We start from the raw sequence: 13,577 nt of genomic DNA, 5'->3' as shown, positions 1-13,577 counted from the left end.
TGTAGACGGTCTCGTTCCCGCCCTATTCACCGGCCGGCCGGCCAGAGCGGTCGGGTGGCTGGTACTAGCCATGGGCCTTGGCCCAGTCAGGACCGCTGCTGATCTCGACTCGCAGCGGTACAGCCAACTGGACGACACCCTCCATTTCCGTGCGCACGAGTTCGCGGGTCGGCTCCAAATCGGCGGCAGCGACCTCGAACACCAGTTCGTCATGTACCTGCAAAATCATCGCCGCATGCAGCCCGTGTTCGCGCAGTCGCCGGTCAACCACCACCATCGCCATCTTGATGATGTCGGCAGCCGAGCCCTGAATCGGCGTGTTCGTGGCGGTCCGTTCCGCGGCTTGCGCCACCACGCGATCACGGCTGGCCAGATCCGGCAGCGCGCGCCGCCGCCCGTACAAAGTGGTCACATAACCGCTGGCCCGCGCCTTCGCAATCGTCTCATCGAGAAACCGGCGCACGCCGGCATAGCGGGTAAAGTACCGGTCAATGTACCGCTGTGCCTCGGCAACCGGGATGCCGAGTTCGTTAGCAACCCGGGGTGCACCCATGCCGTAGATGATGCCGAAGTTGATGACCTTGGCCGCGCGTCGCATGTCCGCGCTCACCAGCCCGGGCAGCACGCCGAACATCTCGGCAGCCGTACGGGCGTGGATATCGGCACCCGCGCGAAAGGCGTCAATCAAGGCCGCGTCGCCCGCCAAGTGCGCCAGCACACGCAACTCGATCTGCGAGTAGTCTGCCGCCAGCAGCAGGTTGCCGGGATCCGCGATAAAGGCCGCGCGGATGCGCTGGCCTTCTTCGCCCCGGATCGGGATATTCTGCAGGTTGGGATCGCTAGAGCTGAGTCGGCCGGTGACTGCCACCGTCTGGTTTAGGGAAGCGTGCAAGCGACCGGTGGCGGGGTTTACCGCGGCCGGCAACGCATCAATATAGGTCGACTTCAGCTTCGCCAGCCCACGGTACTCGATGATCTTCGCCGGCACCGGATGGGCCTCAGCCAGCCGCGTGAGCACGTCGACGTCGGTCGAGTAGCCGGTCTTGCCACGCCGCACGCCCTTCGTCGATAGCCCGAGCCGCTCGAACAAGACCGTGCGCAGCTGCGGTGGCGAGTTCAGGTTGAACTCGCCACCGGCCAAGGCATAGATGTCGGCGGCGAGCGCGGAGAGGCGCTGCTCGTATTCGCGGCTCATCGTCGCCAGGGCCGCGACATCCAGCCGTACTCCACGGCGCTCGATCGCCGTCAGCACCTGCACCAGGGGCATCTCGATGTCGCGGAACAGCGCGGTCATTCCCAGCGCCTCCAGCCGAGTAGACAGCTCGCTCGCCAACCGCGGGAGCAGCGCCACACCCGCCGCCACGCCCTCTGCGCTGGCACGGAACTCCGTTACCGCGCGGCCCAACAGATCGCTGGCCAAGTCCTCAAGGCGGTGCGTGCCGCCGGCATCGACGAGGTATGACGCAACCATGGTGTCGAAGCACCGGCCGCCGAGTACCATGGCGGGATCGAATCGGAGCAGGTCACGCTTCAAGTCATGGCCGATCTTCTCGATCGCCGGATCGGCTAGTAGTTGCGTGGTCGCGCTGATCAGGTCCGCTTGGGTGAGGGCAACGCGAAACGGCCCATCGTTATCGACTTGCAGGATCAGCGCCTCAGCCCGTTGTGCCGGTGGCCATGCATCCGGCGGGACCGCGCCGAGCGCCGCCAACCCCACACGGCCGGCCTGCGTGCCTTGGGCGTATACGCCGGCAACCTCGGCAGCGGTTGCCAGTGTGCGCACAGCCACCGATTCGGTTGTGGCCGGCTGCGGGATATCGCGCAGCAGCGACTGGAAACCAAGGCGCTGAAAGAGGGCGCGCACCGTCGGCGCATCCGGCCCCTTATAGGCCAGCTCATCGAGCGCCAGAGCCAGCGGCACATCACGCCGAACCCGAGCCAAGTCACGGCTCAGGCGCGCCGCCGCCGCCCCTTCGCGCAACAGCGCGGCCACCCGCTTGGCGTTGCGCAGAGCGCTGCGCTCGACTTCGTCGGCGCTCTCCAGCACACTGTCGAGACTACCGAACTCCTGGATCAACGCCATCGCGGTCTTCTCACCGATACCCTTGACCCCGGGTATGTTATCGATGCTATCGCCCATCAACGCCATGACGTCGACGACCTGCTTCGGCAGGACGCCGAAGCGCTCGCGCACCCCGGCCTCATCGGTCCAGCGATCCCGCATGGTGTCCCACAGTCGGACGTGTGGTCCCACCAGCTGCATCAGATCCTTGTCGGCCGTGATCACCACGCAATCGGTTCCGGCGCGCGCAAAGCGCTCGGTCAGCGTCGCGATCACATCGTCCGCCTCCACTCCCGCGATCGTCAGCGAGCGCACTCCCAGCGCAGCAACTACCTCACGTACCAGCGGCAGCTGCGCCACAAGGTCATCCGGCATCCGCGGGCGGTTGGCCTTGTAGGCCTCAAAGAGCGTATCGCGAAACGTCCCTCCGGGCGCATCAAACACGACCGCGAGATACTGCGGCTTGACCTCGCGCAGCAATTTCAGCGTCATGCTGGCGAAGCCAAAGGCCGCGTTCGTCGGTGCCCCGCTGGGGCTGGTGAGCGGCGGCAGCGCGAAGAACGCCCGATAGATGTACGAGCTGCCGTCGATCAAGAAAACGTGGGCAGATGGACGGGGCATGGACGTACGCGAGCGCCAGTAACAGATGCCCCGCACCATGTCCAACCCGGCCCGAATCGGTTCGCTCCAGCAAGCCCGGGCATATTGGGGCTGGCGAAACACCGGGCCCGGCAGAGTTGACAAAGCGGAGTTGAGTCATTAAGAGGCGCTCACTTTTGGTGTCGAGATTTGAATCTCCGACCGCCAGGCACGTCTAGAACCGACGACGATGATTGAGGTCCGGAATCTTACGAAGCGATACGGTGACATCACGGCCGTGGCGGACGTGTCTTTCACCGCCCAGAGCGGGCAGATCCTCGGCTTTCTCGGTCCCAATGGCGCCGGCAAGACCACCACCATGCGCATCATCACCGGCTATCTGCCTGCGACCACGGGCACAGTGAAGGTGGCGGGGTTCGATATCTTCGACGAGTCGTACGAAGTCCGCAAGCGCATCGGCTACCTGCCGGAGAATCCCCCGCTCTATGGGGACATGACGGTGGTTGCCTATCTGCAGTTCGTCGGCCGCATCAAGGGAATCGGCAAACGCGAGCTGCCCGAGGCACTCGATCGCGCGCTGCAGGTGTGCGGCCTGACTGACGTCTGCGGGCGGCTGCTGGGCCATTTGTCAAAGGGCTATCGCCAGCGGGTGGGCTTGGCGCAGGCGCTGATTCATAATCCGACGGTGTTGGTCCTCGATGAGCCGACGATCGGGCTCGACCCCCGCCAGATCATCGATATCCGCACGTTGATACGCGAGCTGGCGCGCGAGCGCACGGTGATTCTGTCCACCCACATTCTGCCCGAGGTCTCGCAGCTGTGTCAGAAGGTGGTGATCATCAACAGCGGGCGGGTGGTGCTGGAAGGGCTGCTCGGCGAGCTCACCCGCGAGACCTCCCTCGAACAGGTGTTTCTGCGGGCGGTTACCGAAGACAGTGAGCCGGCGGCGGCCGGCGCGCCGGAGGTGAGCGCGTGAAGAACGTTCTGACCATCGCCGGCAAGGAACTACGCTCATATTTCGTCTCGCCGATTGCTTACGTGGTGCTGACCGGCTTCCTGCTGCTCGGCGGCTGGTTCTTCTTTAACCTGCTGGCGCGCTTCAATTTCCTGCTCAGCATGTACACCAGCCTGCGCAATCCCGAGGCTATGACTCGGCTCAACCTCAACGAGTTCGTCATCGCGCCGCTGCTACACAATCTGTCGGTGGTGCTGGTCATACTGGTTCCGGTCATCACCATGCGCAGCTTCGCCGAAGAGAAACGCGGCGGCACGTATGAGCTGCTGATGACCTCGCCGCTATCGATCAACGCCATCGTCCTCGGCAAGTTTCTCGGCGCCTTCGTGTTCGCGCTGCTGATGGTCGGCCTCACCGCCGTCTACCCGCTGATCCTGATGCTCTACGGCAACCCGGAAGTCGGTATCGTCGCCTCGGGCTACCTCGGGCTCCTGCTGCTCGCCACCGCCTTCATCGCCGTTGGTTTGCTGACCTCGTCATTCACCGAGAACCAGATCATCGCCGCGGTCAGCTGCTTGGTGAGCCTGTTGCTGCTGTACATCATCTCCTGGCCTGCGGACACTTCCGGCGAGGTCCTCGGCGCGATACTGCGCTACATCTCGTTGACCGAGCACTTCGGCGAGATGGTGAAGGGGGTCATCGACACCCGGGATCTGTTCTACTTCGTGAGCGTGATCGTGCTGGCGTTGTTCTTGACCCACCGCTCGGTCGAGTCGATTCGCTGGAGGTAGCCGTGCCGCGCTCCAATGGCTTGCTCGGTCTGATCGGCGTCATTCTTCTCCTGTTTGCGGGCGTCACCGGGTTTTTGACCCGCGGCCGCAGCTCATTTGATTTGCTCTACATCGGGGTCCACGGGCTGGTCGGCCTATTCGCGCTGATCGCCTACCTGAGCGCCGGTGTGGAAAACCTGCGCCGCTTCGTCGGCGAGCGCTCCACCAAGTACGGCGCGAACATGATCGTCTCGTCGCTGCTGTTCGTCGTCATCCTGGCCGCGCTCAATTACCTCTCGGCCCGCAATCACCATAAGTTCGACCTCACCGAGGCCCACGTATTTAGCCTGTCGCCGCAGTCGATCAGCGTGGTCAAGAACCTGGAGAAGGACCTGCAAATCCAGGCGTTCGTCGAGGGCGGCATCAACCCGGAGCTGCGGGACCTGCTGACTGGTTACGGCGATCAATCCGCCAAGCTGTCGTACCAGATGATCGATCCGGACCGGCAGCCGGAGCTCGCCGAACGCTACAAAGTGAGCGCTTACAACACCGTGCGCCTGGAGTACGGCGGCGAGAGCACCACCATCACCCAGCCCAACGAAGAGAACATCACCAACGCCATCATCAAGGTTACGCGCACGACCAAGAAGACCGTCTGCGCGATCGAAGGCCACGGCGAGCCTGATACCGACGAGCTACAAGACGCCCGCGGCTTCGCCGCCGTAAAGAACGGCCTGGCCAATGAAAACTACGAGGTGAAGAAAATCCTGCTGGCTTCGCTGGAAGGCGTCCCGGGCGACTGCTCCGTGGTTCTGGTCGCCGGGCCGCAGAAACCTTACACCGAGCATGAGATCAAGGTGCTCGACGAGCACTTGAAGAAGGGTGGCCGCGCTGTCTTCCTGATAGCGCCGCGAAGCGGCGAGCAGTTCGCCACCATGCTGTCATCGTGGGGCATCAAGCTCGGTAACGACGTCGTCGTCGATCAGGTGGTGCGGCTGTTCCAAGGCCCGGCCCTCGGCCTGGCGCCGTTGGCCAACACCTACGCGCCCCACGAGATCACGCGCGACTTCAAGCAGCGCACGATCTTCCCGATGACCCGTTCGCTGCAAGCCGATACCGCCGGCAAGAAGGGCTTGCAGGTCACCGAGCTGGTGAAAACCAGCCCCTCCAGCTGGGCTGAGACTGACCTCGACGGCCTTTTCCTGCGCAGCGAGGCCAGCCTCGATCCGGCCGCCGACCGCAAAGGCCCGGTGGCAGTTGCGGCCATAGTCGAGGCCAAGCTCAAGGAAATGGGCAGCGGTGACGGCGAGGCCCGGCTGGCGGTCTTTGGCAGCGTCGAATTCGCCGACAACCGCAACCTCGAAGGCACGTATTACAACCGCGACCTGCTGCTCAACACCATCGACTGGTTAGTGGGCCAGAGCGACCTGGTGTCGATCCGGACCAAGAGCGTGCGGGCCTCGCGCGTCCAGTTCACCCAAGACCAGGGCACGGTGATCTTCTACCTCTCGGTCTTGGTCATCCCGGAGTTGCTCTTGCTGGCCGGTCTGGTCGTCTGGTGGCGGCGCGAGTAGCCGCCGGCTAGGCGCTGTCCGCCCTTGTGCGCCCCCATGCGCTTCCGCACCACGCTCATTCTCCTGCTCGTCGCTCTCGGCCTCGGCGCCTACGTCTATTTCGTCGAGTTTCAGAAGGCGGAGCAGGAAGCCCAGAAGAAGACGCTCTTCGAGTTCAAGAGCGACGAGGTCGTGCAAGTCACCCTGACCTACGCTGACCGCATCATCGAGCTGAAACAGGCCGACGGTGGCTGGCGGCTGGTGCAGCCGCTGGACACTGCCGCGGATGATACCGCCGCGCGCAACCTGGTTACCGCCATCGCCGACTGCGAAGTGAAGAAGGAAGTGGAAAATCCCCAGAGCGAGCTCGCGGTCTACGGCCTCGACACCCCGCTGGTGACCATCAAGGTGCGCCTGCGCGACCGCGAGCTGCCGGCCGTAACGGTAGGCAAGAACACCCCGGTCGGCTTCTCCACTTACATCAGCCGCGAGGACGACAAGAAGATTCGCCTGACGACCTCCGCCTTTCGCTCGGGGATGGACAAGCAAGCGAAGGACCTGCGCGACAAGACCATCCTGGCCTTCGCGGACGACGACGTACGGCAGATCGGTATCCACGGCAGCCAGCAGAATATCGTGCTGAGCAAGAAGGACGACAAGTGGGCGATCGAGCAGCCCGCCAGTTATGCCGCCGACCAGTCAGCCATCCGGACCTTGCTCTCGACGCTCAGATCCATGCGCGCGCTCGACTTCCCGAGCGAAGATGCGCAGGACCTGGCGCCGTACGGTTTGGACGCTCCGCGCCTGGCCCTGACGCTCCATCTCGCCCAGGGCGACGAACAGAAGACGCTGCTGATCGGCAAAGAGAACGACAAGAAGGAGCTGTTCGTCAAATCGACGGCGAAGCCCACCATCTACACCGTCAGTGAGTGGATCTTCCGCGACCTCAACAAGGAGCTGAAGGACTTCCGCGATAAGACCGTGCTCGCCTTCGACAAGGAGGCCGTGCGCCGGCTCGAGCTCACGCGTGCCGATGGGACGGCGGTCAAGCTCACCCGCGGTGACGAGCAGAAGTGGCGGGTTGACGGGGCCGGCGACGCCAAGTCGGCGGAAAACACCATCAGCCAATATCTGAGCGACTTGCACGATCTCAAAGGCTTCGACATCGCCGCCGATCATCCCGCCAACCGTGCCGACTACGGCCTGCAGCCGCCGGCCCTGTCGTTGGCTTTGATCGGCGCAAATGATGCGCGCCTCGGCACGATCCTGATTGGGCGTCGCCAACCCGAAGCGACTAAGACCGAGTACACCGCTATGGCCGAAGGCGGCGACACCGTCTTCCTCCTGCGCGATTACCTCTTCACCCGGCTCGATAAGCAGCAGAAGGATTTCCTCGAACAGCCCACACCCGCTGTCCCGCCCGCCCCCGCCCCGCAAATTGGCGAACACGACGAAGAGGACGAGGGCGAAGAGGAGCCTCTCGGCGACGAGCAGTTCGGCGCCGAGGAGGAGTAGGCGCGCGCCCGCGCGCCGGCGTTCTCAATCCAGCCGCTCCAGCAACGGAGCCATAGTTTCCAACAACGTCTCGACCTCCGCGTCGGTGCCGACCGTGATCCGCACCGCATCGCGCAGCTCCGGCGTATCGAAGTGCCGCACCAGGATGCCGCCGTCCTTCAGTCGGCGCTGCAGCGTGCCCATATCTCGCCCGCGGCTGCGGGCGAGCACGAAGTTGGCTTCGCTCGGCAGCACCTCCAGACCGAGTGCGCGCAATCCCGCCAGCAAGCGCGCGCGCGTTTGGCGAATGCGGGCGACGTTGTCCTGCATCCAGGCGTAGTCGGTCAGCGCCGCCGTGGCCGCAACCAAGCTCAAACGACTCAGGTTGTACGAGTCCTTGACCTTGTTGAGTTCGGCGATAATGCCTTCGTCGGCAAAGGCCAGACCGATGCGCATGCCGGCGAGGGAGAAGGACTTGGAGAAGGTCCGCAGCACCACCACGTTGGGGTAGCGCTGCACCAGCGGCAGCGCGCTGTCGTGGGCAAAATCGACGTAGGCCTCGTCCACCACCAGCAGGCCCGCCACCCGGCGGGCGAGCTGCTCGATCACTGCCAGCGGCGTCAACGTCCCCGATGGCGCGTTGGGATTGCAGACAAAGGTAACTCGGCCCGCCGCCGCGGCCAGGGCTTCGAGCGGCAGGGCGAAACCCTCCGCAAACGGCACGTGCACCGCTTCGGCACCTTGGATCGCCACCAGTGTGTCGTACAAACTATAGGTTGGCATCGGATAGACGACGTGATCGCCCGCGCCCGCGCAGGCCCGCACGATCATAGCCAGCAGCTCGTCGGAGCCGTTGCCGGCGATTATCTGAGCGGGTGACAAGCCGTACACCGCCGCCGCTTTGCAGCGCAACTCGGTGGCGCTCGGATCAGGATACAAGCGCAGATCCTCACACGCGGCGCGGCGCACGGCTTCTATGACACGCGGCGACGGCGGGTAGGGGTTCTCGTTGGTATTGAGCTTGATGTACCGGCGATCGTGCGGCTGCTCGCCGGGGACGTAGCCGCGCAAGTCGCGGATGCTCGGGCGGATGAACGATGCTAGCGGAGCTGTCATGCCGCCAGTGTGTAGCCATCTTTGGGCACCGGCGCTAGCCGGGTGCTTGCACAACCGTGGCCCGGCCCAACAAGCGAATTCCTGGGCTTGTGCTTGTCCCCGTACAGGCGGGCCGCCTTCGGCTCGCGCGCTAGTCTCGGACAGCCGCGGCACATTGCGAGGCAAGCCGGCGCCAGCCAGAATGCAGGCGATGAACACAGCAGCGGAGCTGATCGGCTTGGAGACGGCGATGCGCGACCTGGCGCGCTTGTATGAATCGGCGCTTCTGTTCGCACAGTTGCAGGGGCGCGCCGAGTCCGCGCTGCTGCCGCGCATGGGCGCGCTCGGGCAGCTCCTGCGCCGTCATCTGCACGCGAATGATCTCGGCCCGAACGAGATACGCGCCGCCGCGGTCGAACTCCACGAACTCACGCGCCACTGGCACGATGCGATCGACGAACTCCGTACCAGCTCGCTGTTCCTCGCTGCTACCACGGCATTCGCCCATGACGATCAGCCGGCCCTAGCCGAGACGCTTCCAAGATTGTTTTCCGGGCTTACACTGACAACCCCGCCTCCGGCGCTCTTGTACTACGCGGTTTCGCTGGCCGCGCCGCACCGGCGCCAACCGCCCCAAGGGCCGTTCCTCACTGCGGCGGAAGTCGCCGACAAGATCTGCGCTTACGCCGACGGGATTCCCGCGCAGACCGGCAGCGGCAGCTGGTGGGAGGTGGCCCTGCCCTTCCTGACGCTGGTCGATGAACCGGCTGCCGGCGACTCGCCCGTCACCCTGGCACTCGATCTCATCACACAGCCTCGGCAGGTATTCCAGGCTGCCGGCGAAATTGCCTTCCGTATCTACACGCCGCGGCTCATCGCACCCTTCAGCGTGGTGCTGGTCCGCGATCCGGAGGACGAGTGGTGGGAAGCTGCCGGCCAATCGTATGCGGCTTTTCGGTTGATGCTGCGCGACAGGCTGCATGCCCGCGGGATTACGGTCCGCGATGTCTGAAGGCCGGGCGGCCCACCCTCACTCGAACTCCTCGTAGTTCGAAACGCGCCAGCCCGCTCCCTCCTTGCGCGTGGCGATGATCCACTTGCGGGTGAACGTGCCCGCGGCTTCGACGCGGATACTGCCTTCGAAGAGGAAGCTGGCGCGCCCGGCACCCTCTTCCCGCTTCTCTAACAGCTTGTAATGCACCCGCGGTTTGCGGGTATTCTCGTCGATGGCCTGGCCGGCGGTAAGCCGCAGTTCCTCTTCGACCTTGGCGAGGGCGGGTCCTACACAGAGCGACTTCGCCGCTGACAGATTGATTTCAACGTAGTGCGCGTCGGCAAAACGCTCTGCTACGCCCTGGGCCGAGTCGGCGGGCACGCGACAGGCGGCGAGCGCAACGCCTATCACTACCACCCACCGCCGAATCGCGCCGTGAGCGGCTGCCACTTCGAGTGCAAGCCTGGTGAGCTGACCTGGGTCCACGGCAATTGCCTTGGCTGACATCCCTTAACACATTTCGCCGGCATCACGGCAAGGCCATCGCGGAAGAACGCCCGAAGGTTCCGCGCCGCTCGCCCCTCAGCGCACGACCAGCAGCGCGTTGGGGTGCTTGGGGCCGTGATAATACATGGGTCGCTCCGCCAGCTCGCCCGAGTTCGCGTCACGGCCCGCCGAGCTGACGCAGTAGTCAGTTGCCCGCGCCGCAGGCGGCGCCAGCAGCACACCGACCACGGCACCCGCGAATACCCGCCAACTGCTGCATACGCGGCGAATTGTACTCATCTGACCCTTAGCGGCTAACGACTCCTTGCGCCCTCACCCCGAGTTTTGGATCAATCGCGCGAAGAATTGCACCGCGCCTTCGTAGTGTTCCAGCGCAATGCGCTCGTTGGTACCGTGGATACGGGCGAGGTCGCTCGGCTCACCGACTATGGGCGTGAAACGATAGATGTTCTGCGTCAGCGCGACGTAACGGCGCGCGTCGGTGGCGCCAAGCGTCAGGTACGGTGCGACTAGCGCCTCGGGATAGACCTCGCGGATGGTGCGCCGCAAAACGCCGAAGGCTGCGGTGTCGGTGGGTGACTCAGCTGAGGCTTCTCGGCCGGCGCTCAGGGCTTGCACGCTCACCTGCGGATTACCAACCGCGCGGCGCACGTGTTCGAGCACGCCCGCAACGCTGTCGCCGGGCAGAATGCGGAAGTTGATCACCGCCCGCGCCGAGGCCGGCAAGACGTTCTCCTTGACCCCGCCGGCGATGATCGTGGCCGCGGTGGTGGTGCGCAAGGTGGCGTTGGTTGCCGGGGTGTTGGCCAGCAGCCGTTCAAGCACCCCGCCGAAGAGCCACAAATTGGCACAGACCACACGGTACAACAGCGGCAGCTCGGGGCCGATGTGCTCAATCAACTGGCGCGTGGCGCCGCGCAATTCGGCCGGCAGCGGGTGGCGCTCGACCTCGTGCACGGCGGAGCTTACCAGGCCGACGGCAGTGCGCGGCGGCGGCGCCGACGAATGCCCGCCCTCGGTGCGCGCGCTCAGCTCGATGCTGACGCTACCCTTCTCGGCGATCCCGATCGCGCCCACCGGCATGGCCAGTCCCGGCAGCAGACCACGCAGCAGCGCGCCGCCTTCATCAAGCACGTACTCCGCCGCCACGGCCCGCGACTGCAACAGGTTCACAATCTCTTGTGCGCCGCGCTCGCCGCCGAGCTCCTCGTCGTGCCCGAAAGCGAGGTATACGGTGGTGCGCGGCTGAAAGCCGCTGCCGAGCAGGGCTTCGACGGCTTCGAGAATGCCGAGCACGCCGAACTTGTCATCGAGCGCGCCGCGGCCCCAGATGAAGCCTTCGGCGATCCGGCCCGCGAACGGCGGGTAGCTCCACTGCGCCTCGGTGCCAGGCTCCACCGGTACAACGTCGAGGTGGGAGAGCAAGATGATCGGTTTGCGCCCGGGCTCGCTGCCCTCCCAGGTGTAGAGCAGCGAGTAGCCGTTGACGACCTCACGCCGCAGCCGGCGGTGCACCAGCGGGTACTGTTCGCCGAGGTAGCGGTGGAAGGCGAGGAAGGCCTCGCCGCTGATCTGCGACTGCTCCTGATGAGAGACCGTCTCGATCCTCAGGGCTGCGGCCAGCCGCTCGGCGAGCGCTTGCCGGTCTAGGGCCAGCGGCAGCGCCGGCTCTACGGCCACTTGTTTTGAAGTAAAACGAGCGGTGCGAACGAGCAGGATGGTCGCCAAGCCGGCCAGGGCGAGGAGCAGCAGGCGAAGCGCGCGCTGGCGGCTCATTGCGGCGGCTGGCGGTAGAGGTCGTTGAAGTACTCGGTGAGCAGCTGCTCGGCCAGCTCCGGCGGCAGGGCGTTGAGCATGCCGCTGATACCGGCCATGCGCTCAGGCAGTCCAGTGCCCTCGATGCCCGCCATGGTGAACATCTGCGCGAAGGTTTCCGCGCTCACCGTTTTCGGATCGAGCGTTGCCAGCGCCTGGCGCAAGCTGTCGGGGATGCTCTCCGAGGGCAGCGTCTTGGCCCGCTCGACGCAGGCACGCAAATCGGCGAGCATCGGCTCGACCCACTTGATGCTGGCGGGGTTGATCGAGAGATGGATGTTCTCCTTCGAGCCGTGGAAACCGAGCTGCGGCTGCACGTACCAGCCGCGCGTCTTCATCTCGTCGATGATGTGAAAGACGTTGACCGTGTCCGAGGTGAAGGCGATCAGATTCATCTCCGGCCGGCCGAGCAAGCGCAGCTCGGGGATTGCCTCGATGCCGTCGGCGATCCGGCGCGTAGCATCGAGGACCTGGCGCGCGATTTCCAGGTAGCCGTCATCGCCGATGAAGTGCAGCACCGCCCAAGCCGCCGCCAGCGGGCCACCGGACTTGGTGCTCTGGAGGGTGGGATTGATCACCGTGTAGCCGGTCCACTGCGCGCAAGTGTAAATCTGATATCGGCGCAACGCCTTGTGGCGGTAGAGAATGACCGAGGCGCCCTTGGCGGCGAAGGCGTACTTGTGGAAGTCCATCGACACCGAGGTCACTCCCGGCACGCTGAAATCGAAGTCGGGAACGGGCGCACCGAGGCGGCGGAAATAAGGCAGCAAGAAGCCGCCCATGCAGGCATCGACGTGCAGTAACAACTTGTGCTCCAAGGCCAGCTGGCCGAGCTCGCGGATGGGGTCGACCACGCCGTGGGCGTAGGATACCGCCGAGCCGACCAGCAAGATGGTGTTGGCTGTGATCGCGCGCCGCACCTGCTCGACGTCGGCCTTGAAGGTGGTGGTATCGACGGGTACGCGCACCGGCTTGAGGCAGAGGTAGTGCGCCGCCTTTTGAAAAGCCGCGTGGGCCGTGGCCGGCAGGATCATCTCGGGCTCGCGGATCTCGGGCCGCTGCGCGCGGGCATAGTCGCGGGCGGTCTTGACCGCGAGCATGATGCTCTCGGTGCCGCCGCTGGTGAAGTTGCCCACCACCTCGCTACCACCGCCGAGATGGGCCGCCGCCATGCTCACCAACTCCGTCTCCAGCCGCAGTGTGCTGGGAAAGGCGGTCGGGTCGAGTGCGTTCTCGCTCAGAAACATCATGTACGCCTGCTTGATTACCTCTTCCGCCTCGCGTCCGGGGTCGTAAACGTAAGCCCAAGTGCGCCCGCTGCGCCAGTCGGTGTCGTGGGCGCGGAACGCCTCCAGCTGTTTGAGTACTTCGTTCTTGGCGATGCCGGTGCGGGGAATCCTCATCTTTCTCTCCCTTGCTCCCGTGGCGCGTGTCTCAATGGCCGTGTGAGCTCGCCGCGGACCTTACCGCATCGCCGGCGCAAAGGCGAAGCACCTGCGCTCTCGGCCAGCGGGTGGGTGTGCGACAAATCTGTGGGTAATGTGCAGCCGACCGGGCAAATCCTCACCAGTCTGACAGTACCGTGTACTGTCAGGCCGAGGCCCATGGCCGAAAGGGACGCAATTTGTCATTCCCGAAAGGGACGCAATTTGTCATTCCCGCGAAAGCGGGAATCCACGGCACCGGCTCGCTACGACCCGCCAGCGCTACACGATCTCGTCATAGAGGTCTC

At 64.8% G+C, this 13,577-nt stretch carries 11 protein-coding genes; 5 read left to right on the top strand and 6 right to left on the bottom strand.

Annotation, left to right across the window (positions count from 1 at the left end; translation table 11 throughout):
* Positions 1–64: 64 nt before the first annotated feature.
* The gene (polA, locus tag HY699_25255; protein MBI4519112.1) at positions 65–2,683 is read right to left on the bottom strand and encodes a DNA polymerase I; all 2,619 of its coding nucleotides are present in this window, start codon (positions 2,681–2,683) and stop codon (positions 65–67) included.
* A gap of 208 nt (positions 2,684–2,891) precedes the next feature.
* On the opposite strand from polA, the gene HY699_25250 reads away from it, so the two are divergent.
* From HY699_25250 to HY699_25235, 4 genes are read left to right on the top strand one after another with little or no spacing between them, the layout of a single operon-like run.
* Positions 2,892–3,638 carry an ATP-binding cassette domain-containing protein gene (locus HY699_25250; GenBank protein MBI4519111.1) on the top strand — a complete coding sequence of 249 codons (747 nt, stop codon included), beginning with the start codon at positions 2,892–2,894 and terminating at the stop codon, positions 3,636–3,638.
* Positions 3,635–4,408: an ABC transporter permease gene (locus HY699_25245; protein MBI4519110.1), complete on the top strand. Its 774-nt coding sequence runs from the start codon at positions 3,635–3,637 to the stop codon at positions 4,406–4,408. The genes HY699_25250 and HY699_25245 overlap by 4 nt, the downstream gene beginning before the upstream one ends.
* 2 nt (positions 4,409–4,410) lie before the next feature.
* Positions 4,411–5,961, top strand: coding sequence for a GldG family protein (locus tag HY699_25240; protein MBI4519109.1), 1,551 nt, complete (start codon positions 4,411–4,413; stop codon positions 5,959–5,961).
* A gap of 36 nt (positions 5,962–5,997) precedes the next feature.
* A complete protein-coding gene (locus HY699_25235; GenBank protein MBI4519108.1) occupies positions 5,998–7,455 on the top strand; it encodes a DUF4340 domain-containing protein in 1,458 nt (485 codons plus the stop codon).
* A gap of 24 nt (positions 7,456–7,479) precedes the next feature.
* On the opposite strand, the gene HY699_25230 is transcribed toward HY699_25235, so the two are convergent.
* Positions 7,480–8,550 carry a histidinol-phosphate transaminase gene (locus tag HY699_25230; protein ID MBI4519107.1) on the bottom strand — a complete coding sequence of 357 codons (1,071 nt, stop codon included), beginning with the start codon at positions 8,548–8,550 and terminating at the stop codon, positions 7,480–7,482.
* Positions 8,551–8,740: 190 nt separating this feature from the next.
* Between HY699_25230 and HY699_25225 the strand changes: the two genes are divergently transcribed.
* Positions 8,741–9,541: a hypothetical protein gene (locus HY699_25225; GenBank protein ID MBI4519106.1), complete on the top strand. Its 801-nt coding sequence runs from the start codon at positions 8,741–8,743 to the stop codon at positions 9,539–9,541.
* A gap of 18 nt (positions 9,542–9,559) precedes the next feature.
* On the opposite strand, the gene HY699_25220 is transcribed toward HY699_25225, so the two are convergent.
* From HY699_25220 to HY699_25205, 4 genes are all read right to left on the bottom strand, one after another.
* Positions 9,560–10,030, bottom strand: a complete 471-nt coding sequence (locus HY699_25220) for a hypothetical protein (GenBank protein ID MBI4519105.1) — start codon at positions 10,028–10,030, stop codon at positions 9,560–9,562.
* A 75-nt stretch (positions 10,031–10,105) separates the two neighbouring features.
* Entirely contained in the window at positions 10,106–10,309 is a 204-nt protein-coding gene (locus HY699_25215; GenBank protein MBI4519104.1) for a hypothetical protein, read from the bottom strand.
* A gap of 33 nt (positions 10,310–10,342) precedes the next feature.
* On the bottom strand, positions 10,343–11,806 hold the full coding sequence (locus HY699_25210; protein ID MBI4519103.1) for a M20 family peptidase: 1,464 nt from the start codon (positions 11,804–11,806) through the stop codon (positions 10,343–10,345).
* The gene (locus tag HY699_25205) at positions 11,803–13,248 is read right to left on the bottom strand and encodes an aspartate aminotransferase family protein (GenBank protein ID MBI4519102.1); all 1,446 of its coding nucleotides are present in this window, start codon (positions 13,246–13,248) and stop codon (positions 11,803–11,805) included. The genes HY699_25210 and HY699_25205 overlap by 4 nt, the downstream gene beginning before the upstream one ends.
* Between the last annotated feature and the right edge of the window lie 329 nt (positions 13,249–13,577).

The organism is Deltaproteobacteria bacterium, assembly GCA_016210005.1.
GTDB lineage: Bacteria > Desulfobacterota > Binatia > HRBIN30 > JACQVA1 > JACQVA1.
The sequence above is the reverse complement of the archived record's forward strand: the minus strand, read 5'-3'. Positions and strand labels throughout refer to the sequence as shown.